Source organism: Nocardia sp. NPDC051832, assembly GCF_040681285.1.
In the GTDB taxonomy this organism is placed as follows: Bacteria; Actinomycetota; Actinomycetes; order Mycobacteriales; family Mycobacteriaceae; genus Nocardia.
The window spans coordinates 223,762-246,246 of record NZ_JBFAYL010000005.1 but is presented as its reverse complement, the minus strand read 5'-3'; the positions used below and the strand labels follow the sequence as shown (position 1 = coordinate 246,246).

Genomic DNA, 22,485 nt, shown 5'->3' with positions numbered 1-22,485 from the left:
CGCGGGTCACCGGTTACCGCTGAACACGCGGGGTCAGCGGCTGCACCGGCGACATACTTCGAGCATTTGCTGCCAGGTCAGCTTCCAGCCGGAAGTCTCGGCATCGTTGCGTGCCTGCGGTGTCAGGGCGGTCGCCGTGATGTCATCGAATCGCGGTTGCCCTGGGCGGCGGAGCAGTTCCGGTTGTGGGCCCAGGTGCTGTGAGTTCTTGCGGTACGCCGCGTGCAGTCGTACCGCGTCGGCGAACTGCCCGGTGAAGGCGAGGGCGTGGGCGATGTGGTCGACGGCGGCAAGCACGCAGAGGACATCGTCTTCGCGGAGGTACCAGGTGAGGGCACGTTGCAGCGCCGCGAGTGCGGATCGGCCGTGGTCTGCCGCGTCGTTGTCGCTCGCCGCTCGGTGCAGGTAGGACTGGCCCATCGTCAGCTCACCCCAACCCGCTTCCCAATACTGTCCGAGTTGTTCAGCGAGCCGGATAGCGTCCAGCAGGCCCTTTTCCCCAGCGTCGATGTGCCCCTGCTGTATGAGTGCGGCATTGAGGGTCATCCGGCCGAGCACGATGAGCCGGTTGTTCCCGAGGTCGGCGCCGATGGTGGCCGCTACCTGCGCGCACCGGTACGCCGGGTCGGCGGCACCGGTGGACAGATGCACCATGGCGGCGTAGTACTGGCATTTCCCGTATTGCAGGCGCGAAGGTTCGTCGGTCGCTTGCCCCAGCATCTGCTCGGCCCGGTCGAGCTGTCGGCAGGCTGCTGCCGCGCCTCGGGTGTAGTAGATGCTGAGGACCTTGGCCACTTCTGCCCGCACTCGATCGGGCAGAGCCGCATCGGGGGCCGCGGCGAGGGTCAGATCGAGGACGCGCAGGCCTTCGTCCGAGTGGCCGCTGCGGACCCAGAACCATTCCAGCAGTGCGGCCGAGCGCAGCGCGTGCTCCGGGCGGTGCCGCAGGTCGTAGGCGATGGCCGCGCGCACATTGGGCAACTCGCGGGACAGGACGCGGCTGGCATGACCCGCCCGCGGGCCCCACAGCTGGGTCGCTGACTCGGCGATGAGTCCGCGGGCCCAGGCGGCGTGGGCCTCGCGACTGCGCTCGGGGCTCGGATCGATCTGGCGGCAATAAGATCGAATGGTCTCCAACAGGCGGTATCGCGTGGGTTCGGCCGTCGTGTCCGCGCTGACGACCGACTTGGTCACCAGCGAGGACAACGCTTGCAGCGCCGAATCCTCGTGCGGGCGTACGGCTTCGGCAGCATCGAGGGTGAACCCGCCCTCGAAGGACCACAGGCGTAGCAGCAGCGCGCGGTCACCGGGCCGGAGCCGATCGATACTCCAGGCGATCGCCGCCTGCAGCGTGGCGTGCGGTGTCGGTGAGCCGACCGGCGCGGCGCCCGGCACGATGAGGTCCCGGTCGAGCAGTTCGAGGATCGCCCCCAGCCCGAGCAGCCGGGCCCGGGCTGCCGCCAATTCCAGCGCCAGCGGTATGCCGTCGAGCGTCCGGCACAGGTGCCGGGCGTCGTCACGGTCGCGAGTCCCGGGTGACCAGCCGGGCCGGATCGCGTGGACACGGTCCAGCAGCAGTGCGACCGCCGGCCCATCGGTGCCGTCCGGTGCGTGCACCGCGAGCGGGTCGACAGGCAGCACGATCTCACCGTCGATGGACAGCGGCTCGCGACTGGTGGCGAGGACGCGCAGTCCGGGACAGCTGGTGAGCAGGTCGAGCAGCGTACTGGCGACCGCTTCGACGAGGTGTTCGCAGTTGTCGACGACGAGCAGCCCGGGTCCGGCCGCCAGGACATCGCGCAGGGCGGGCAGCGCGGCGGCGACCTGGACTGCCCCCACCGCGTCGGCGATCGCCTGTTCGAGCGTTCCGAGATCCTGGACGTCAGCCAACCGCACCAGCCATGGACCAGCGGAATCCCTTCGCGCCGAGGCATATTCGAGGGCGAGTCGAGTCTTGCCGACACCGGCGGCGCCGACGAGTGTCACCAGCCGGCCGACGGACAGGAGCCGATCCAGTTCCCGGAGTTCGTCATCGCGACCGACGAACGAAGAGAGCGGTACCGCGATACCGCGGCCGGGGCGGGCCGGTCGGCACATAGATCGGTCGCCACGAATAGTGTTGGGCGGCAACAGCAGATGTGGATCCTGCGCCAAGATCATGTGTTCGACTCGCTGCAATTCCGGGCCCGGATCGACGCCGAGATCTTCGGCCAGCAGGCGACGCGCGCGCCGCAGGGCGTCCAGTGCGTCGGCTTGCCGGTCACTCCGGTAAAGGCCGAGTGCCAGCAGGGCCCACCGGTGTTCACGGTGCGGTGCTTGCCGTGCGGCGGCCTCCAGTTCGCCTATCGCCGCGGGTGCGGCGCCGGTGGACAGCACCGCGTCGAGTCGCGTTTCGATGGCGACCTCACGCACTTCGGTGAGCCGCGCGCGTTCGGCCAGCACGAGATCGGCCTCGGCGAGGTCGGAATACGGCTCGCCACGCCAGAGTCCCAGCGCCTCGGACAGGACTGCCGCCGCCCGCGCGGGCTGATCGTCGGACAGCAATGCCGAGGCCTGTTCGACGTCGCCGGTGAATCGGATCGCATCGACCGATTGCGGCGCGAGCCGTAACGCGTAGCCGCCGTGGTCGCGTTCGATCAGATCACGTCCGGCGCCGGCGAGCGCGGTGCGCAACCGCGACACGTAGACCTGAAGCGCCTGCGCGGGTCGCCGCGGCACGGTGTCGTGCCACACCAGGTCGGCCAGCCGGTCGACCGGCACCGGCCGCCCCGCGGCCAGGATCAGCGCGGCGAGCAACCGCCGCGGCAACGGCCCGCCGATGTCCAGCGGCCGGCCGTCGCAGGTGATCTCGAGCGGTCCGAGGACCCGGGCCACAAGCACACCGTCAGCATACGAAAGGTATGGCCAGCAGCCGATGCGGCGCGGTTGTATGCGGCTTGTAAGGACTGTCCGCCACAGTTGCCGCATGTTCACAGGACGTACTTCGTGGCCGTCTCATCGCCCGCTCGCCGCACCGGCGCTAGCGGAGTACCGCAATAGATTGGTGCTGGTGTGGTCCACTCAGGACGGCACCATGTACATCGCGTCCGGGATGGAGACGGACGGTGTGGTCGACGCGAAACCCTTACCGTCCGATTTCAGCCTGCAACGTCCGGCACTGGCCGGCCACCCCGACGACGGACGGCTGTATCTCGGATACACGCGCACCGACGGCCGAACATGGCTGGCGTGGTCGGATAACGGCGTCGACCTCGACAACCGCCGCCCCTGGCTGCAACCGCCGATCGGCGGCCCCGCGATGGTGTCGGACAACGTCACGTTCTGGCTCGCCTACACCGAAATCGGTAGTCAGGCAGTGCAAGTGGTGCAGTCGCAGAACCCGACCTTCTTCGAAACATATGTGACGCCCTCGCCGACGGAATACAGCGTGGATACGCCAGCGCTCCTGCTTCCCCCGTCCCGGCGCCCGTTGCTGGCGTGGACGAGCGTCGACGTCGCCGGTCGCCACCTCAACGCACGCTTGCTCGGGCTGAATGCGCCCCCGACCCTCGGCATCTTCAGCGACTCGCTGATCGGCGGGCCCAACCTGTTCACCATCGGCGGCCGTAGCGTCGCCGGTTACACCGGGCGCAACACGAACATCTACATGGTCTTCGACATCGACAACCTGGACGAGGCACGGTCGGAGCGATGGAAGTTCGCCGACACCAGCCCGTGGCCGCCGGCCGTCGCGACGGTCAACGGCACCACCTACGTCGCTTGGTTCAGCACCGGCGGCGGCAACGAACTGAACTTCGCCGACCTCGGTTCGATGCCGACCATCTACCGGGGTGGCAGCGGATAGGCTGGGGCCCGGACAGCCAGGGATGGCAGTCGATGCAGCACAGCAGCCTGTGCCGATCACTCCGGGAGCCGCGCTGCCACCGGCGGCCAGTGTGGAATGCGCTGTAAGCGTGCGCGAACCGCGTCGAAGTCCAGCAGCAGTCCACGCCGGCGGTAGTACTCCAGCGCGGTATCCAGGTCGGGTTCGAGGACAAACAAATCCGCCGGTCCACGCGCGAGTTGGCGCTCATAGCGGTCGCCGAGCGATTCCAGCTGCCAGTCGGGCCACAGCCACGACCAGGCGGCCCGCGCATCGGCGTAGTCATGGATCGACCACACCGCGGCGGTGCTGTTGCCCAGATCCAGATGCAGGCCCGAGCGCGGTGGCTGCGCCAGCTCGGTGACAGTTGCCGCCGCTGCCAGCAGCGGAACGAGGGCGGGACCGAGTTCGAGAAGATCGGTTCCCAGCGTGTACGCCCGCGGCGGTTTGCCGGGCTCGGCGATGGTGATCAGCGAGACGATCTCCTCGGCATCGATCTGCTTCGAAGCTATCTCGAGCCGCGCATCGAACTGCTCGGCGACCCGTAGCCCACGTTCGGACAGCTCATCCGAACGCCACTGCGCACAGCTGGGGAGGTAGTCCGCGAAATCATGAAACCCGTTGTATGCCCATTGGACTCGCCATCCCGGCCACGCGTGTTCCAGCACGGCGTACAGGGTGGCTCGATATGCGTAGGGCATGGTCGTATCGCCGAGATTCCAGTCCCAACGTTCGTTGTAAGACCAGCCCTCGTGCTCACCGGGTGTGCCCGCAGTGGCGGAGAAGAACACAAGCACGCTGTTGCGCAGATCGAGCAGTGCTGTGGGCGCCAGGTAGTCATCGATATCCGCTACGCGATCCCACATGTCGAGTTCGCGCAGTATCGACTCCAGTCCGTAGCAGAACGCGAACTCCAATCGGGACGCTCCGTAACGGGCGCAGTAGATTTCCACGTCCGCTCCGTCGACGAGAACGAGATAGGCAGGGTCGCTCACCACTCGCAGGCTAGAGACCTGGACCCATCCCCGGCCAGGGATTTCCACTCACCGCTGTGGCTGCGCACCGGCGTCGGTGGTGATTTCGAGGGTCAGCAGAATGTGGTCGAAGGCGGAGATCGTGGCCGCGTCCGGTGGCGGTACTCGGTCGAGCTCCGCGATCAGGGCTTCGGCGACATCGCGCAACTTCAGGTTCGTTTCCTGGGACCGCCACCGCAGTACCTTGAACGCTTGATCGGCGTTGATCGAATACATCAGCATCAGTACACCTTTGGCCTGCTCGATTACTGCTCGCGCTTCGACGAGGCCGGGTACGACCGCGTCGAGGGCGCCGCGTTCGGCGTCGGCCATGGTCGCTTCGAGGTCGATGTAGTAGCCGGCGGTGCCGACCGGGTTACCGGCGGCGTCGTGGATGAGATCGGAGACGACCATGACGTGGTGGGCCACGCCTGCGGTGTCGAGGAAGCGGTGGCGGCTGGAGAAAGGTTTGTTCTCGGTGAGCGAGCGGGTGATCTGCTCGGCGACCAGGGGGCGGTCCTCGGGATGTTTATGGGAGAGCAGCAGTTCGGTGCTCGGTTCGACCTCGCCGGGGGTGTAGCCGTACATGAGGTAGACCTCCGGCGACCATTCCCAGCGTTGGGTGGCGAACCAGAATCGGAAGCTGCCGAAGCCGGGCCCGCCCGCACCGGCGAGGTGATGATAGGCCAGCACGGACTCGTCGTCGGCGTCGCGGGCAAGTCCGGTGGCGGGGTCGATCGGTCCTGTCACTTAGTCAATATTGCCGCCGGCCGCTCCGGGAAACGGTAAGGCCGGTCACCACTGCGCGCCGCCGAAAGCGGACGTTCTCGCGGGGCGCGGTGGTTCAATCGCTCGATGCGTGATGATGAAATCGTCGGCCAGTGGAGTGTGGAGGCCGGATATCACAGCTCGATGGAGGATGAGCAGTTCGTCTTCTGGGGTGATGGTGTGGGGTTGGTGGAATATGCGCGGCCGGGGGCGAGTACGTGCGTGCTGTTCCGATGGGCGCGGACGGCGATTCGGACGGTGCGGCTCGAACCGCATCGCCGCGTCCGGCGCGACGACGGTGCGGTTGGGGAGGCCGATGAGGTGCCCGAGGTGGTCGAGCTCGGTTATCGGATCACGCGAGAGCAACGGCCGTTGATCGGCGAGGCGCTGCCGGTGCTGTATCTGCCCGCTCCGTTCGCGGCGATTCCGGACCGTGGGTACGGGTTGATCACGCGCGAACCGGCGGTGTATTTCGCGAACATGCGGCGCGCGAGTTCGTGAATCGAGGCGCCGCGGGAGGCTGAGCGCCATGGATGGCGCGACTCACACCCTGGTTCAGCACCGGCAGAACTCCCGCGCACGACAGCTTTTGTGGAGCTCCCGCGAGCAGGAACCCCTGCTGTTTACCTTCCGTTAAGCTCACGTTCACTATCCGTGATCACTCTTTAACGAGGTCGCAAACAGACCGCAAGTTCGCGAATATCGGAGCTAGCGAAAATACCGTCCGAAATCGCCGCTCAATCAGGATCACCTGCAGCGGCCGGGACCGAGTCTTCAACTCGCGATCCCCACTCCGATTCACCCTCCTCATCGGTTGAGGAAAGGTGCGCGTCCACGTCCGGGGACCGAGTTCCCCCACAACAGCACAGCTCCACGGCGAGCTCCCAACGGTGCCTCGCAATGGATCCACGCTGCCGCGCGGCTGGATCGCCCCCGTCCCCCAACAAGGAATTGACCACACCATGAAGCTTTCTACCCTCCGACGACCGAACCTGCGCAACGACATCGCTTTCGCACTGGCCGCAGCGGGTATCGCAGCTGTCACCGCCTCGTCCGCCGTGGCCTTGGCCGACACGGGCGCGCACGGGGCCACCCCGGCGCACGCCGCAGCTGCCGTCACGCCGAACAAAGGCAGCGACGCCGACAAACTCGACGGCTGGATTCGCGAGGCGCTCGTTGTCCTGAAGGCCAACAAGATCCCGGCCACCTACGAGGGCATTCACAAGAACATCCTCCGCGAATCGGCCGGCAAGCCCGACGCCATCAACCAGTGGGACTCCAACGCCGCCATCGGCATTCCCTCCAAGGGTCTGCTGCAGGTGATCGACCCCACGTTCCAGGAATTCCATGTGCCCGGCACCTCGAACGACATCTGGGACCCGGTCGCCAACATCGCCGCGGCCTGCAACTACGCCGCGCACCGCTACGGCTCGATGGACAACGTCAACTCGGCCTACTGACACCGGTCGCCGGCGACTAGGCGAGGGTATCCAGCAGGAAGTCGCGGGCCGCACCGGATGCGCGCTCGAACTGCTCCTCGTAGACCGCGAAATGCGGACCTGGTATCAGCACAAGGCGTTTCGGTTCCAGCGCATCGGCATAGCTGCGTAGAGCGATATCGGTGGGAGTCAGAGTGTCCCGCTCGGCGATGATCATCAGCAAAGGAGTCGGTGCGACTCGCTGCACGAAAGCCTCCGGCGTGTAGGCCTGAAACTTGTCGACGCTCGACACGGTGACCTCGTTGCGCCAGGTGGGCACCTGCGGCCCATTGGCCATCAACCAGTCATAGACCTCGATACCCGGCATCGCGACAAAATCCGTCGGTACATTCGAAGCTGCCGGAATGGTCTGATGCGGCTTACCACTCGCACGCGCCGAACGATCGGCAGCGATCGCCTCGTGTACCGCCGGCAGCATCACCGTCGGGACCGAGCTGCGAAAGTTGGCCCAGCCGTTCGTGGTCGGCACCTGGGAGACGACCGCGCGCACACGGCGATCGGTCGCCGCGACCACCAGGACATGACCACCGGAGAAACTGGTACCCCAGACACCGATCCGGTCGCGATCGATCCCGTCCAGCCGCTGAACGAAAGTGATCGCATCGCGGTAGCCCTCGATTTGGGCGCTGGGGTCCACCTCGTAGCGCGGCTCGCCATCCGAGGTCCCGAACTTGGGATGGTCGTAGACCAGGCAGGCCAACCCGGCGGCGCTGAAGACCTCCGCGAATGGTGCGACCCACTCCTTGACGCCCGCGAAGCCGTGGGTCATGACCACCAATGGCGTTTCGCCGTCAGCGGCATCCGGACGATACAGCCAGCCTCTCAAAGTCACACCACCACTGGTGAATTCGACATCGGTACGCATGGAACCCCCTCCAAGTGATCCGTCGCCAACGACGGTACGGCCTCGTGCGGCTCGATGGCGAGGACTTCGCCACCCGCGTCCGCCCCGCGGGTCTATAACCGCTTGTCAGGGCCGTCATCGAACTCCAGACTTTGCGCATGGGTCGAACTGTCCAAGCATGGGTGACCTCGGGCTCGGAATTCCTCGGTGTCACAACGCCGTTCGCCGTGGACATCCCCTGGTGGGCGGAGGTCGAGCCAGTCGTCGACCAGCTCGAACACCAACTCGGCGTGCCGGTTTGGGTGCTGCGGCTGCTGAGCAACGACGGTGGTGAGAGCGGGTGCGACGGTCATGTCGTCTACCACGTGGAAGCGTTGCGGACGCCCGTACCGGGCCTGCTGAACCCCTCCCCCGGCGAGCGCGGAAGGCTGTGCGCGGACGAGCCGATGCGGGTGCCGTGGGCGCGGGTCGACGGCCTACGGGAGCTTCTGGCCTGGGCGCATGCGGCGGCGGCCGCGGCCGGACGGCCGGTGACCGGTCCAATGGTGCAGCGCCGGACCTGGAACCTGGGAACGCTGTGCCGGCTGCCCACCACAGGCGGTCCGCTCTGGCTCAAGGCCACCCCCCACTTCGCCGCCGACGAGGCCGCCGTGATCGCCGGCTTCGCGGCGACGGACCCCAGCCTGGTGCCCAGGGTCCTCGCCCGCGGCGACCGGCGCATCCTGATGGACGACATCCCCGGCCAGGACTGCACCACAGCCGCACCGGCGACCGTGCACGCGGTGATCACCCGGTTCGTCGCCGCCCAAGCCACACTCATCGCGAGAAGACCTGCGGGACTGCGCGACTGGCGTCCCGAAGCGCTCGCGGCCCGGGTGCGGCAACTACTCGACGGACCTGTCCGCGACGAACTCACCGCCTGCGAGCACGCCACGGCCTACGCGCTCGCCGGGCGCTGGGAAGAGCTGGCAGAGTGCGGGTTGCCGGACACCGTTGTGCACGGCGACTTCCATCCCGGCAATTGGCGCAGCGGCGCGGGAGCGCCGGTAGTGCTGGACTTCGCGGACTCCCACTGGGGCAACCCAGTACTCGACGGTCTGCGTGCCTACGACTATCTCCCAGAACCGTTGCGCGCGACCGCCGTCCACGCCTGGACAGCCGCCTGGTCCGCCCACGTTCCGAACGCGGACCCCGGCCGGGCACTGGCAGTCGCCGAACCACTGGCCCACCTGGTTTACGCCGTGCGCTACCAGGAATTCCTCGACGGCATCGAACCCGACGAACACCCCTACCATCGCGGTGACCCGGCCACCGCGATCCGGCACGCGGTGCACTACACGAACAATCCGAGTCCGCACCTTCAGCCATAGGCGGCTCCGGGTTCAACAAACACCCAGCCCTCGAACATCGCCGACAGCGGCCTCGGCCCGTAGACCGCAGCGCCGGACGCAATTCCGAACGAAGGCCGGATCAACCGCCGCACCGCGCAGTTTGGCTGATATCACTGCGTCGAGCCCACCACGCCTTGACGACACCGGCGCCCCCTACCCGCAGCCGCTCAGCGGTCCCGACTCTGGCGCGGTGCCCGAAGACTTCGAAGTCGCGGTCCTCGATTCGGTCGAGGATCCGTGCGTAGAGCACCGACGCCGTCGCTACGCAGGGCCTCGAGCGCGGTGCCAGCGTCTCGATCCCGGTTTGCGCGTAGTCATAGATCGCTCTGGTCGCGGCATGCTGGGCGGCCAGCGCGGCACGCACCCGGGGCTCGCATCTGCCGTGCGCGCTGCACCAGGACAGCAGTTCGCGATCGACACCGTGCGCGGCCAGTTCATCGGCCGGCAGATAGACGCGGTCGCGGGCCAGGTCCTCATCGATGTCGCGCAGAAAGTTGGTGAGCTGGAACGCTTTACCGAGGGCAGCCGCGTACGGTGCGGCCTCCGACTCCGGGACGGCCGTGCCCAGTACCGGCAGCAACTGCAACCCGATCACTTCCGCCGAACCGTAGACATAGCGATCCAGCGCGGATCGGTCGGGGTAGTCGGTGACTGAAAAATCCATCCGCATCGAGGTCAGGAACGCTTCGAACAGCTGCCGAGGTATCCGGTAGCGCTCGACGGTGTGCAGCGTGGCGGCCAGCACGGCGTCGCCGCCGGTGTCGCCGGATTCGAATTGTTGTGCCAGCGTTGCCAATCGGGCCGATCGCTCAGCCACGGTGAGCGGTGGTTCGAAGCCGTCCAGAATATCGTCGGCGCGCCGGGCGAAACCGTAGAGCGCGTGCACCGCGGCGCGCTGATCCGGCGCGAGCAACCGGGTAGCGAGGAAGAAGGTCTTTCCGTGGCGGGCGTTGAGCGCGCGGCACTCGCGGTAGGACCGTCGCAGGACCGGGTCTTCGATGCCGGCGGCGGCGAGTTCGGCGCGGGTCATCGGGCTCGCCGATCCGCGACTGTCCCGTGGGTCCGGCCCGCGCCGTGCCAGGGGCCGGTGATCCGGTCCGCGGCCAGCCGACCGGAAATGAGCACCGGCGGAATACCGACGCCGGGAACCGTAGATCCGCCCGCCAGCACGGCATTCGCGACGCCACGCACCATGTTGCCCGGCCGGAACGGCCCGGTCTGGGCGAAGGTGTGCGCCAGCGCGAACGGGCTGCCGGCGACCATATCCTGCTGCGCCCAGTCCGCGGGCGTCACCACGCGGAGTACCTCGACGCCACGCAACCTCTCCCGGCCCAGCCTGCGGCGCGCGAGGTCGATGATCTGCTGAGCATAAGCGGAACCCATTTTCTCCCAATCGATCTCGCCGCGCGCCAGGTTCGGCGCGGGCGCAAGCAGATAGAGCAGATCGCGCCCCGGGGGCGCGAGCGACGGGTCGGCGGCAGTAGGCCGGGTGAGCAGCAGCGACGGATCGGACATGAGCTGCCCGCTGGTGATGATCTCGCGAAAAACGGTCTGCCAGGCGGCTCCGAACAACAGGGAATGGTGCGAAATCCCCTCGTCCCGGTCACAACCCAGATGCACGATCACCGCCGACGGTGCGGCGCGCACAGCGATCGGCCGTCGCGAACGATGACCGAGCAACCGATGGCTGCGATGCAGCTCGGTGGTCAAAACCACTGCGTCACAGTCGATATCGCCGACCGCGGTACGCACCGCGCGCACCCGATCGCCGGATCTGAGCAATTCGGTCACGGTCTCGCCGTATCGGAACCACACACCGGCCGATTCGGCCGCCGCCGCCAGCGCATCGGGCACCGCACGCATGCCGCCGCGCGGAAAATAGACCCCCGCCATGGTGTCCATGTAGGCGATCACGGCATAGGCCGCCCGCGCGTGCTGCGGCGAGACCCCCGCGTACAACGACTGGAAGGTGAACACGCGCCGCAGGTCCGGGTCGTCGATGAATTGGGCCACTTTGCCATCCCAGCTACGAAACCCGCCCAGTGCGATCAGCCGGGCCAGCGCGGGAGTGAGCAGTGCGAGCGGCGACTCGAAGTTCGCGCCGATGAAACTATCGAATTCCGCCGCGTACAAGCGGGTCAGCCAGGAGCGCAGCCTTCGATAGCCGGCCGCCTGCCCGGCATCGGCGAAGTCGGTGATCCGCCTGATCATCTCCTCGGCGTCGCTGTCCACGTCGAGCGTGCGCCCGTCGGCGAAGTGCGCCCGATAGGCGGGCTCGACCGGAACCAGCTCCAGCCGGTCCTCAGCGTGCTCCCCCACCGCCGCGAAAGTTTCGTCGAGCACCTGCGGCATGGTCAGCACCGTGGGCCCCGTATCGATGCGGTATCCGGCGATATCGAGCCGGCCCATGCGGCCGCCCGGCGTGGCCTCGCGTTCGACGACGGTCACCGAACATCCCCGGCCGGCCAAATGCATTGCCGCGGAAAGGCCGGCCAATCCGGCGCCGACTACCACGACGCGATCGGCGCGCCCGGCGACTGTGCGCATCACTTCTCCCTCGTCACTGCTGCCGCGCCGTGCAGAGCACCGCCATGTGCGCCAAGGCCGCACGACGATCCGGTGCCAGGTCCGACGTCTCCAGCACGGCGGTCGCCGCGCTGACCCGGTCGGCGATCATCGACTCGATACGGTCCGGCGCGCCGGTGGCCGCGATGAGCTCGCGACAGCGGCGAATGGCCCCGGCGTCGAGCACCGGCTGAGTTATCAACTCCGCCAACTCGATTCGCACCGCGATAGCGGCCATCTCGAACGCTGCCACCACCACGGTCGTCGCCTTGTACTGGCCCAGATCGCTGTCTTCGGGTTTGCCGGTGATGGCGGCGGAGCCGAAGATGCCGAGCATGTCGTCACGGAGCTGGAAAGCCTCGCCGACGAGGTCGCCGTAGCGCCCCAGCGCAGCGCTGGTCTCCGCACTGCAACCCGCCAACGCCGAACCCAGTTCCAAGGGACGCCGCACGGTGTAGTTGCCTGATTTCGCGCGCGCGACAGCGAGAACCGCCTCCAGGGTGGGCAGGTCCCGGCTGTCATTGGTCAGATCGGCGAATTGGCCCACGGCCAGCTCGATGCGCATCCTGTCGTAGAGCGGCCACAGCCGCGCCGATCCGGCGGCCGCGACCCCGCTGTCGCGCAGCATCTGCTCGGCCCAGACCAGGCAAATGTCGCCGAGCAGCGTCGCCGCCGAGGCCCCGAACCGACGCGCTGACCCGGATCGACCGTTCTGGCGATGCCGTTCGGCCAACCGCACGTGCGCGGCGGCTTCGCCCCGCCGGAGCTGGCCCTCATCCATCACGTCGTCCTGCAGCAGCGCGAACGCGTGCAGCAACTCCAGGCTGGCGCAGGCGCGCAGCGCGGCCGGGTCCGGCTGCTCGCCGCACAGCCAGCCCAGATACATGAAGGTGGAGCGGAGACACTTTCCGCCGAGGGCGTACTGACCCAGGACCTCCTCGGCGCCGGTGAGCGCGAGCTCCTCAATGCGCGCCCGAGCCAGGAAGTCCGCTACCTCGTCGAGCACCTGAGCACGCAGTTGCTCGCGCCATCGCCCGAACCCATTCGCGCTGACCCAGAGCTCTCGCGCCTCCGGTAGTCCCACCTGATCGAAACCCACTGTGCTCAAAGGAATCTCCTTCTCGGCAGTCGCCCTGACGCAGGTCCGCTGCCGCCGATTGCGGAGGCATGGGACGCAGCGACTCCGACTACTTCGCGCGGTCGTCACTATCGTACGCGAAACGATGCACTAACGATGCAGCGATCAGCCAAGCGCTGCCCTCGTGGCACCGCTGGACACGCGTCAGGTAAGTCGGTCGACCGCTTCGGTGAGATCGGCGATCCGGGCCACCGCGCCGGGCAGGGTCACGCCGTTCCAGCCGGGCCCTCCGACATATACCGCCGCGCCCGCGCTCGTGCAGGCGCGCACGGCCGAGGTCGACGCCGTCGATTCTCGTTGTGACCAGAGCATGACCGCCGCGCCCCGCGGCACCCGCCCGAGCGTGTCGGCCAGGGCGGCGGTCGGTACGTCCGGGCCCAGCATCCGCGCGCCCGTACCGCGCTCGGCCAAGGCGACGCGCAGCACTTCCATTGGCAGCGAATGGGTTTCGCCACTCGTGCAAGCAAGGATCCGAGGCGTGTCGCCGAAGTCGGGAGTTGGCGGCGCGGCCCGGTGCAGGGTCGCGAGGACGCACCAGGACAGCAGGTGCTCCACATCCACACAACTCTCGCCCCGCAGTTGGCGCGTGAGGACATCCGAGAAAGCCGGGCGGCACAACCGATCCCAGGTCTCGATCACACCGTAGGCACGAATGTGCCGCTCCAGCAGATCGCACACCCGCTCGGCAGCCAAGGCGAAGGCGGCATCGAGCAGCGCTGCCGTGTCTCCTAGGGCAATTACGGTGCCGCGCACCGCCGCTGCCGCACCGGCGGCGGTGGCGCCGGAGCCGATGAGTTCGCGCATCCTGGCCAGAACCACCAGATCGGCGTCCGTGTAGAGCCGATGCTGCCGGGGATGGCGCTGACTGGGCCCGATGCCGTAGCGGCGGTTCCAGGTGCGCAGGGTGGCGGTCGGCATGCCCAGGCGTTCGGCCGCCGTGCTGACCGAATAGCCGACCTGGGCCGCTGCGGATGCCGGGCGGATGGGCATGCATTGATTGTGCCTCTTTTCCCGACCCGGCGGCACGCGCCAACCCGCGCTCGGTCCCGCCGGTCAGCGCAGCGACACGCAGCCCTGCAAGGTCTGGAAGTCTCCGGCGAACCCGAACCCGCCGCCGCAGGTGGGCACGCTCACCCCCGTGACCGTCACCTGGGCGCCGGGGCCGGCGATGCCGATGGACAATCCGGGCCGGACTCCGGCCATATTGACGACGGCGCCGGGCCCGATCGCTATCGCCGCCGGACCGGACAGGGTGGTCGAGGTCGAATTCGCGGTGCCGCCATTCTGCGCGATGGCCAGCGACAAGCTGGTCTGCCCCGCGTTCGCGGTGGCCGAACCCCCGAGACCGTATGCGGCCGCGGCGGACCCGCCGACGCTACTGGCCGAGCACTCCGCACCTGGTGCCGAAAAAGAATTCGCGGCGAAGCCGGGGGCCGGACAGGCGGTGTCCGCGGCCGCCGCCTGCGGCGCGGCCAGGCACAGTGCCACAGCAAGCGGTGCGGACCCGAGAACCGCGGTCGCGCCGCGGCGGGTAAGAGCGGAAGTGTTCATGGCGTTCTCCTAGGAACGATCGCCGCGAAAAAGGCCCAGGCGGCGGATGTGCCGACGATCTGAAGGAGCGGTTGGGAACCGCTGCCGTCTGGCTTACCCCTTCGACCCTAACGCAATTCGATGCATAAATGATTCAATTGGCGAAGTCTGGCGGTGCATCCGGCACCACCGGGCGACGCTGCCCCTTCCAGCGCTCCGGCAAGCGCCATAAGGGTTTCGACACGATCGGCTAGGAGGTTTGGCCGGTCACGAAGTCAATTCGGTTGCCAGACGCTGAAATTCGACTCCGCTCGCGGCGGTTCGACCGGTCCAGCCGGTCAGCAGCAGAACGGCGACGCCGAGTTCCTGCCAGGCGTCGCCGTTCTACGTCTATCTGTGAACCGGAATTACTCCGACTCCGACTCCTCGTCGTCATCCTGCGGCTGCGGCTGGCGCCCCTTGTCGGTGGTGTCTTTCTGGTCGTCCTGACCCGATTCTTGCGAGCGGTTCCGGTTCTGCTGCCCCTTCTGGTCCGACCCCTCGCGAGCGGATTGATCGGAGTTCTGGCCCTCTGAGCTCATCGTCGACACTCCGGGCAATTTGGGCAAGTCGGGAAGCGCGGCGGCCTGGCCGGCGCCCAAGGCCAGAACGGCGGGCGTGACCAGCGCGGTGAGCGCAGCGGCCACGGTCGTGCGAATCATCATGTGAACCCCTTCGAAGAGTGGAAGTGGTACTCGTGCTGATCGAACGAACCGAACCTAAGCCCGGCATCGGGGGCCGCAGCCCGGACGCACCGCGCCCGGCAAGCCCCGGGCGCGGGCCTGTATGCGGCGCTGGCCCCACCCCCAAGTGGGGCCACGACCGAGAGACTTCGGCTCGCATTACTCGGCCGGCTCGGACTCGCTATACGGTTTGCACCCGAAGGTGGCACACGACGGTGTCCGGTAGACGGCGCAGTTGCCGTTCCAGTTCGTCGCTGTAGTAGCTCGGGAGCACGCGGCTCCAGCCGATCGGCGGATCGATCTCGGCGATCATGACGACCTTCCGGCAGTCGGTGCAGTGGTCGCGGACGTAATCGGCTACCGGATTACCCACCGTCGAATCGTCGCCGTCGAGAAGTACCAGCGGCACCTCCGGATGCCACGCGTCCCAGGACTTGGTGAACGCCGTGCGGTTCTCACCGGGCAGGCACACATGCACCGCCGTGACGTTCTCGCCGATCGAAAGAGCCGCCGACAGCGCTTCTCTGCTCAGCTCGGAGACCTCGGCCACCGGGACCACGATCGCCGTCCCGGTCCGTCGCGGCGGTGCGGGGACCTGGCCGCTCGCACGGCAGCCGTCGATCCGCCGGTATGCGTGGCGGATTCGCTCCATCAGCCACACGAGCAAGGGCAGCACCAGCACGATCAACCATGCGCCCTCGGTGAACTTCATCGCGGTCGTGACGATCGCGGCGGCGAAGGTCAGCGTGGCTCCGAATCCATTGAGGGAGATACGCCACCGCCATCCCGGCTGCCTGGTCCGCCACCAGTGCCGCACCATGCCGGCCTGGGCGATCGTGAACCCGACGAACACACCGATCGCGAACAGCGGCACCAGCATGTTCATGCTGCCCCCGGCCCCGACCAGCAACACCGCCGCACAGCCACCGAGGCCCAGCACGCTGAACCGATAGACCTGGCCCGGCGAACGCACCGCGAACCGGTGCGGCAAGCAGTTGTCGTCGGCGAGGAGTTTCGTCAGCTGGGGCAGGCCACCATAGGAAGTGTTGGCCGCCAACGCGAGCAACACGACGGTCGCGAATTGGACCACGTAGTAGCCGACCCCGTGGCCGAGCGCCGCCTCGGTGAGCTGCGACAGCACCGTCGTACCTTCGATCGGATGGATCGAGAACTTCTCGATCAGCACCGCCAGACCGATCAACATCACACCCAGCAGCCCGCCCAGCACGACTTCGGCCTGCTGGGCGCGCCGGACCTTCGGCCGCTCGAAGCTCGGGACCGCGTTCGCGATCGCCTCGACACCGGTCAATGCCGCACAGCCGCTGGAAAACGCCTTGAGCAGCAACAGAACTCCGACCGTGTGCGCATCGAAGGTGACCGCGGGGCCGGTAGCAACGCTGACCGGCTCCGAACGCAGCACACCGGCGAGGATCACGGTGCAGATGCCCGCGACGAAAACGACGGTGGGCACCATGAACGCCCGAGCGCTGTGCCGGATACCCCGCAGATTCACGGCGGTGACACCCGCCAGCACCGCCAGGCACAGCCACACCGTGTAGTCGAGCAATCCGGGAAACGCTGACGTCAGGGCCGCGACACCGGCGGCGATCGAGACCGCGACGTTGAGGACGTAGTCGATGATCAGCGACGCGGCCGCGACCAGGCTGGTGCGGTGCCCGAGATGGGCTTTCGCCACGGCATACGCTCCCCCACCATTGGGGAACGCCGCGATTACTTGCCGATACGAGGCGATCAGCACCGCCAGCAGCGCCACGATCGCCAGTGTCACCGGCAACGTCATCCCCAAGCCCGCCGCGCCGGCTGCCGCGAGCACCAGCACGATCGCTTCGGGACCATAAGACACCGAAGCCATGGCATCCAACGACAGCCCGGCCAAACCGGTAGAAACGGTCAGGCCACGCGACGGAGGTTTCTCGACGCCACCGCTGACGTCCGCGAAATCCGGTACAACATCGGTCATCCCGCGAGTCTGATGTCCGACGGCGCACCGGCGGGAGTGTCCCTAGCAGAACCTTTACGGCCAAGTGAGCAGGGACACGTCACGCACCTTCTGCCGTCGAGCCGTTTCACCGGACCGGGGCGGGCGGCATCGGGGCGTTGATGGTGGCGAAATACTGTGCGGCGGCTGCGATCGCGATGGGAGCGGTGACCAGCAGTTGTCCGGCGACGGCGCCCAGGGCTCCGACAGCGGCGACTCCGCCGAGACAGCCGACCGCGGCGGCGGGAATGAAGGGACCGAACATACCCACGATGGTGGCCGCGGCGACCGTGGCCCCCGCGATCCCGCCCAGCACACATCCGACGGCCGCGCCGCCGATCCCGCCGACCAGGGCGCCGATGCTGGCGCCGAGCCCCACGGTGCTCACCATCCGAGCCCAGGCAGCTTGTTCTCGGTCGTAGGGAGTCTTGAACGGCGCGGTGTCCTCGAAGGGCAGCGCGACCGGCCGATACACGGCGTGCGCCGGATCCGGACGCGGCGTCAGGGTGACCGTGCGGTCCCGGATCTCGGCGTCGATCGGGAAGACGAAATCGTCTATACGGAACGACAATTCGGTTCCCGCGAGCACCGAACCGTCGGCAGATCTGATCGTCAGCGTGCCGTTCTCGACTGCGAACGCGCCGGAGTCGAGGGTGACGGTCGCCGACTTCTCGTCGGCCCCGGCAGTGAAACCGATTGCTGTGGGGGCAGTTTCGACGGTGGGGGCGGCATGAGCGGTGGCGGCGAGCGCGGCGGTGACCACGGCGGCAGCGGTAGCGGTGAGTAAGGCATGGGTACGCATGGCGAGATTCCTAGGGGTGCTGGTCAATGGCATACCGCCGCCGCCTCGACGAGAGAGACGGCGGCAGCGAAGCTTTCGGAGCGCGGTCAGACGGCGTCGAGGGCCGCGGTGATCTTGTGAGCCATCGCAACCACGGCCGGCGCAGGCTGCCCCTTACCGGTCCGGGTGGCCGCCTCGAGAGCGACCAGCACGGTGGCACGGAAGTTCTCGGCCTCGCCCGGACCCTGCTCGGCCAGCACACTCATCGCCGCGGTCAACGCGGGCAGCACCTGGTCGGCGAGTTCAGCGGTGTTCTTGCCCGGCAGACGGATATCCCTGGACTTCGCGGCGAGCACATGTCCGACCAGGCCGGTCGCCGAGGTCAGGGCGATAGAACCGTGCGAGATGCCCTTGTGCGGCGCGCCGGCCGCGGCCAGCAGCGAGACCGCGCCGTACGCCGCGGTGCGGACGATGCTCTTGTCCCGGTCGCTCAGGGTGCTGACAGCAGGCATGGTGTGCTCCTTGAAATCTGTTGTGGCAGAACCGATCTGTGTCGGCATGCTCGATTCGTTCGATGTACACACTGTCGCCGGACCCGCTGACACCGACCTGACACGGCGCTGACACGGGTGGCTCGCTCCCAGGGAGGCCGGGCCATCCAGCGCCCAACGGCTTCGCCTGGACGCCTACCTGATCGGTGCCCACTCCGTCACCGGAGCGGTCAGCACACCGGCGAGCATATCGACGATCTCGTGCCACGGTCGTTCGTCGCCGGCGCGGATCCGGCCTGCTTCCACCGCCCGCTCATGGTCGGCGAGCAGGGCGAACAGGGTGATCGACAAGGCACGCAGGCGGCGGACTCGCAGTCGCGGCGGGAGGGCGGCGAGTTCGCTGTCGAGGCGGCGCATGATGACGCGGACCGAGGTGCGCCGCTCGTCGCCGAGGTTGGCGGCGTCGGTGACCGCCGCGTGGCCCTGGATCTGTTCGAGGAAACGGGCGTAGTGGCTGACGCCGTGCTGGGCCGTCAGTTCGAGCATCGGGATGACCAGGGCTCGCACCAGGGTGTGCACGTTTTCCGGCCGGTCCGAACCGGACTGCTCGGCCAGCAGTTCGAGGCGGCGAACTTCCAGTCCGGCCAAGCGGTATTCGAAGATCGCCTCGATAAGCCCGTCGCGGGACCCGAAGTGGTACTGGATGACCGAGTTGTTGCGCTGTTCGGCCGCGAGGACGATGTCACGCTGCGGGACGCCCTGCCCGCGTTCGGCGATCAGGCGTTCCGCCGCGAGGATGATCCGCTCTCGAACCGATGTCGCTGCCACGTAAGCACAGTAGCCGCCACTAGGCCCGACAAAGAAGTTCCTCTTGACAGTTAAGACATTGTTCTTAAGACTGCGGAGACCGTCGTCACAACCTTTGGCGATGTGGGAGAGGACCTTTCGTCATGATCCTGGACGCATTTCGACTCGACGGCCGCGTTGCCGTCGTCACCGGCGCGGGTCGCGGTATCGGCGCGGCCACCGCCCTGGGTCTCGCCGAAGCTGGGGCCGATGTCGCCATCGCCGCCCGCTCGGGCGAGCAATTGGAGGAGGTCGCGGGGAAGATCCGGGCCCTGGGCCGGCGCGCCCTCACTGTTCCGTGCGATCTCTCCGATCTGGCGGCGGTGCGCACGTTCGCCGACCGCGCGGCCGACGAACTGGGGCGCATCGATATCGTGGTCAACAATGTCGGCGGCACGATGCCCAACACCCTGCTCACCACCACTCCCGACTTTCTGGAAGAGGCTTTTCGCTTCAACGTGTCCACCGCGCACGCGCTCACCCAGGCCGCGGTCCCGCACATTCTCAGCGCGGGCGGCGGCTCGATCGTGAACGTCTCGTCGGTGATGGGCCGGACGGCCGGGCGCGGTTTCCTCGCCTACGGCACCGCCAAGGCCGCGCTCACCCACTGGACGCGCCTGGCCGCCACCGATCTGTCGCCGAAGATCCGGGTCAACGCGATCGCGGTGGGCTCGGTGCTCACTTCCGCGCTGGAAGTTGTCGCGTCGCAGCCAGAGATCAAGAGCCAGATGGAGGATGCCACCCCGCTGGGCCGCCTCGGCCAGCCGTGGGAGATCGCGGCGGGCATCGTCTACCTGTGCTCGCCGGCGGGCGCCTACATCACCGGCAAGATCCTCGAGATCGACGGCGGCATCGACCGGCCCAACCTCGCACTGCCCATCCCCGACCTGTGATCGACGCGCAAGGACCAGGAGCACTCTCGTGAAATATCGTGTAGTCCAATGGAGTACCGGAAACGTCGGGCATTACGCGTTGCGCTCGATCCTCGCTCGCCCCGAACTGGATCTGGTCGGCGTCTGGGTTTCCGGCCCCGAGAAGGCGGGCAAGGATGCCGGCGAGCTGGCCGGACTCGATCGCGAAACCGGTGTCATCGCCACCACTGACGCGCAGTCGCTGCTCGATTTGCGGCCCGACTGCATCGTCTACACCGCCATGGCCGACGACCGGCTCCTCGAAGCGGTCGAAGACTTGAAGTCCTTCCTGCGGGCGGGCATCAATGTCGTTTCCAGCAGTCCGGTGTTCCTCCAGTTCCCCTACGGCACCCTGCCGGACGAGGCCATCGACCCCATCATCGAGGCCGCGCGCGAGGGCGGAACCTCGCTGTGGGTCAACGGCATCGATCCCGGCTGGGCCAACGACTGGCTACCCCTGCTGCTGTCCAGCGGCGCCGAGCGCATCGACGCGCTCATCTGCTCGGAGATCATGGACTACTCCACCTACGACAACCCGAAGGTGCTCTTCGACATCATGGGATTCGGCGGGGCGCTAGACGAATCGCCGCTACTGCTGCAACCCGGCGTGCTGACCCTGGCCTGGGGCAGCGTCGTCCGCCAGCTCGCGGCCGCCCTCGATGTCGAACTCGACACCGTCACACAGGAATTCGAACGCCTCCCGGCCACCGAGGATCTCACCGTCTGCGGCCGCACCGTCGCCGCCGGGTCGGCCGCGGCGCTGCGGTTCCAGATCACCGGCCGGCGCGGTGATCGCTCCTTGATCAGCCTCGAACACGTCACCCGCCTGCATCCCGATCTCGCGCCCGACTGGCCGCAGCCGACCGGCAAGGGTTGCTACCGCGTCGAGATCAAGGGCAGCCCCGACTACCAGCTCGACTTACAGCTCTACGCCGACGGCGACCACGCCGAAGCCGGTGTCATCGGCACGGCGGCGCGCCTGGTCAGCGCGATCCCGGCGGTGGTGCAAGCCCGCTCCGGGCTGCTCACAGCCACTGACCTGCCCCTGACCACCGGGCGCGGCCTGTTCTCCTGAGCTGGTTTGCCCGCCTCGCGATCTGGAGACAGAACCTAGTGGTCGAGTCCGGCCACCAGCGCCGAGGCGAGCAGGGCCACGGCCCGATCGTCGTCGCGGGTCAGACGCCGCAGAGTGTCCAAGGCGAGGGTGCCCGGCAGCTCGGCAAGCGCTTGGGTCAGTCGCATCCGGGCTGCCGAAGCTGCTGTGGGTGAGTCTATTTCGCTGGCGAGGGCGCTGATGATGCGGTCTGCCCACTCGGCATCGCGGGCCAGGGTTCCCAGGAGTTCGGCGGCCTCGACATCGTTCGGCCCTTCGACCACGATGCCGACCAGTGCGGGCACGGCACCCGTCACACCCCGCGCGCCCACGGCGAGAGCGGCCTGCCTGCGAACCCCGGTGTCCGCGTCGTCGAGTGCGTCGGTGAGCACCGCGGTCACCTCGTCGCCTGGCAACTCGGCCAGCGCCAGGACCGCGCGCCGCCGGACCTCCACGTCCGGCGACCGCATCCCGCTCGCCACCCGCGCGACAGCGTCACCGCCGGCGCGAGCGAGCGCCCAGCGCAGTGCCCCGGCCACATTCAGGTCGGATTCGGTGAGAACGGCCTCGGCCAGCATTTCGGCGGGCATCGGCACCTCCTCGGCCGAAGACAGCGCCGCCTGCTGACGCCGGGCGGCGTTGTCCGAGCCGAGTTTGTGCAGAAGCTCGACGATACGAAGTACGTCCTGCCAGCCGCTGGGTTCGGCGGCGTCGACGGCACTGAGTCGTTCGAGGAGCTCTTGCTGCTGCCGCAGCCGTTCTTCGGTTTTGCGGATGAGGCTGCTGACCAGCGTGGCCGGAGCGAACTCGGGATCATCGAGCGCGCGGCCGATTTCACGCAGCGACAGCCCGAGGGACCGCAAGCCCTCCACGTGAAAGATGCGCCGGATGTCATCAGGGCAGTACTCCCGATACCCGCCGACAGTCCGACCGGTCGGCCGCACCAGCCCGAGAGCATCGTAGTGCCGCAGCATCCTGGCACTGACCCCCGAGCGCCGCGCAACCTCACCAATCAGCACGAAGCCTCCGCCT

The 22,485-nt window shown here is 67.7% G+C and carries 21 protein-coding genes; 6 read left to right on the top strand and 15 right to left on the bottom strand.

Annotation, left to right across the window (positions count from 1 at the left end; translation table 11 throughout):
• Positions 1-33: 33 nt before the first annotated feature.
• Positions 34-2,880 (bottom strand): BTAD domain-containing putative transcriptional regulator, encoded by a 2,847-nt coding sequence (locus AB0M14_RS30725; RefSeq protein ID WP_365001113.1) that lies wholly within the window; start codon positions 2,878-2,880, stop codon positions 34-36.
• An 85-nt stretch (positions 2,881-2,965) separates the two neighbouring features.
• On the opposite strand from AB0M14_RS30725, the gene AB0M14_RS30720 reads away from it, so the two are divergent.
• On the top strand, positions 2,966-3,844 hold the full coding sequence (locus AB0M14_RS30720) for a hypothetical protein (protein WP_365001110.1): 879 nt from the start codon (positions 2,966-2,968) through the stop codon (positions 3,842-3,844).
• A 56-nt stretch (positions 3,845-3,900) separates the two neighbouring features.
• Here the strand turns inward: AB0M14_RS30720 and AB0M14_RS30715 are convergent, their stop codons facing one another.
• Positions 3,901-4,857 (bottom strand): hypothetical protein, encoded by a 957-nt coding sequence (locus AB0M14_RS30715; protein WP_365001108.1) that lies wholly within the window; start codon positions 4,855-4,857, stop codon positions 3,901-3,903.
• 48 nt (positions 4,858-4,905) lie between these two features.
• The gene (locus AB0M14_RS30710) at positions 4,906-5,625 is read right to left on the bottom strand and encodes a PAS and ANTAR domain-containing protein (protein WP_365001105.1); all 720 of its coding nucleotides are present in this window, start codon (positions 5,623-5,625) and stop codon (positions 4,906-4,908) included.
• 105 nt (positions 5,626-5,730) lie between these two features.
• Between AB0M14_RS30710 and AB0M14_RS30705 the strand changes: the two genes are divergently transcribed.
• Positions 5,731-6,144 carry a hypothetical protein gene (locus tag AB0M14_RS30705; RefSeq protein ID WP_365001103.1) on the top strand — a complete coding sequence of 138 codons (414 nt, stop codon included), beginning with the start codon at positions 5,731-5,733 and terminating at the stop codon, positions 6,142-6,144.
• Positions 6,145-6,605: 461 nt separating this feature from the next.
• Positions 6,606-7,103: a transglycosylase SLT domain-containing protein gene (locus tag AB0M14_RS30700; protein ID WP_365001101.1), complete on the top strand. Its 498-nt coding sequence runs from the start codon at positions 6,606-6,608 to the stop codon at positions 7,101-7,103.
• 16 nt (positions 7,104-7,119) lie between these two features.
• Here AB0M14_RS30700 and AB0M14_RS30695 read toward each other — a convergent pair whose 3' ends face one another.
• Positions 7,120-8,007 (bottom strand): alpha/beta hydrolase, encoded by an 888-nt coding sequence (locus AB0M14_RS30695; protein WP_365001098.1) that lies wholly within the window; start codon positions 8,005-8,007, stop codon positions 7,120-7,122.
• Between the two features lie 137 nt (positions 8,008-8,144).
• Here AB0M14_RS30695 and AB0M14_RS30690 point away from each other — a divergent pair, with 137 nt between their 5' ends.
• The gene (locus tag AB0M14_RS30690; RefSeq protein WP_365001096.1) at positions 8,145-9,356 is read left to right on the top strand and encodes an aminoglycoside phosphotransferase family protein; all 1,212 of its coding nucleotides are present in this window, start codon (positions 8,145-8,147) and stop codon (positions 9,354-9,356) included.
• Positions 9,357-9,456: 100 nt separating this feature from the next.
• On the opposite strand, the gene AB0M14_RS30685 is transcribed toward AB0M14_RS30690, so the two are convergent.
• The 10 genes from AB0M14_RS30685 to AB0M14_RS30640 form a co-directional block, all read right to left on the bottom strand.
• Complete coding sequence (locus AB0M14_RS30685; RefSeq protein WP_365001093.1) at positions 9,457-10,407, bottom strand: phytoene/squalene synthase family protein; 951 nt, start codon at positions 10,405-10,407, stop codon at positions 9,457-9,459.
• Positions 10,404-11,924 carry a phytoene desaturase family protein gene (crtI, locus tag AB0M14_RS30680; RefSeq protein WP_365001090.1) on the bottom strand — a complete coding sequence of 507 codons (1,521 nt, stop codon included), beginning with the start codon at positions 11,922-11,924 and terminating at the stop codon, positions 10,404-10,406. The genes AB0M14_RS30685 and crtI overlap by 4 nt, the downstream gene beginning before the upstream one ends.
• 13 nt (positions 11,925-11,937) lie before the next feature.
• A complete protein-coding gene (locus AB0M14_RS30675; RefSeq protein ID WP_365002021.1) occupies positions 11,938-13,041 on the bottom strand; it encodes a polyprenyl synthetase family protein in 1,104 nt (367 codons plus the stop codon).
• Between the two features lie 183 nt (positions 13,042-13,224).
• On the bottom strand, positions 13,225-14,070 hold the full coding sequence (locus AB0M14_RS30670) for a MerR family transcriptional regulator (protein ID WP_365001087.1): 846 nt from the start codon (positions 14,068-14,070) through the stop codon (positions 13,225-13,227).
• Between the two features lie 63 nt (positions 14,071-14,133).
• Positions 14,134-14,631: a DUF6764 family protein gene (locus AB0M14_RS30665; RefSeq protein ID WP_365001084.1), complete on the bottom strand. Its 498-nt coding sequence runs from the start codon at positions 14,629-14,631 to the stop codon at positions 14,134-14,136.
• Between the two features lie 386 nt (positions 14,632-15,017).
• Positions 15,018-15,314 carry a hypothetical protein gene (locus AB0M14_RS30660; protein ID WP_365001081.1) on the bottom strand — a complete coding sequence of 99 codons (297 nt, stop codon included), beginning with the start codon at positions 15,312-15,314 and terminating at the stop codon, positions 15,018-15,020.
• Between the two features lie 199 nt (positions 15,315-15,513).
• Entirely contained in the window at positions 15,514-17,205 is a 1,692-nt protein-coding gene (locus tag AB0M14_RS30655; RefSeq protein WP_365002018.1) for an APC family permease, read from the bottom strand.
• 214 nt (positions 17,206-17,419) lie between these two features.
• On the bottom strand, positions 17,420-18,133 hold the full coding sequence (locus AB0M14_RS30650) for a hypothetical protein (protein WP_365001079.1): 714 nt from the start codon (positions 18,131-18,133) through the stop codon (positions 17,420-17,422).
• Between the two features lie 86 nt (positions 18,134-18,219).
• Positions 18,220-18,624, bottom strand: coding sequence for a hypothetical protein (locus tag AB0M14_RS30645; RefSeq protein ID WP_365001077.1), 405 nt, complete (start codon positions 18,622-18,624; stop codon positions 18,220-18,222).
• 174 nt (positions 18,625-18,798) lie between these two features.
• Positions 18,799-19,431, bottom strand: coding sequence for a TetR/AcrR family transcriptional regulator (locus tag AB0M14_RS30640; protein WP_365001074.1), 633 nt, complete (start codon positions 19,429-19,431; stop codon positions 18,799-18,801).
• A 122-nt stretch (positions 19,432-19,553) separates the two neighbouring features.
• On the opposite strand from AB0M14_RS30640, the gene AB0M14_RS30635 reads away from it, so the two are divergent.
• Complete coding sequence (locus AB0M14_RS30635) at positions 19,554-20,342, top strand: SDR family oxidoreductase (protein WP_365001071.1); 789 nt, start codon at positions 19,554-19,556, stop codon at positions 20,340-20,342.
• Positions 20,343-20,370: 28 nt separating this feature from the next.
• On the top strand, positions 20,371-21,435 hold the full coding sequence (locus AB0M14_RS30630) for a diacylglycerol kinase (RefSeq protein ID WP_365001068.1): 1,065 nt from the start codon (positions 20,371-20,373) through the stop codon (positions 21,433-21,435).
• 35 nt (positions 21,436-21,470) lie between these two features.
• Here the strand turns inward: AB0M14_RS30630 and AB0M14_RS30625 are convergent, their stop codons facing one another.
• The gene (locus tag AB0M14_RS30625; RefSeq protein ID WP_365001065.1) at positions 21,471-22,472 is read right to left on the bottom strand and encodes a MerR family transcriptional regulator; all 1,002 of its coding nucleotides are present in this window, start codon (positions 22,470-22,472) and stop codon (positions 21,471-21,473) included.
• Positions 22,473-22,485 lie beyond the last annotated feature (13 nt).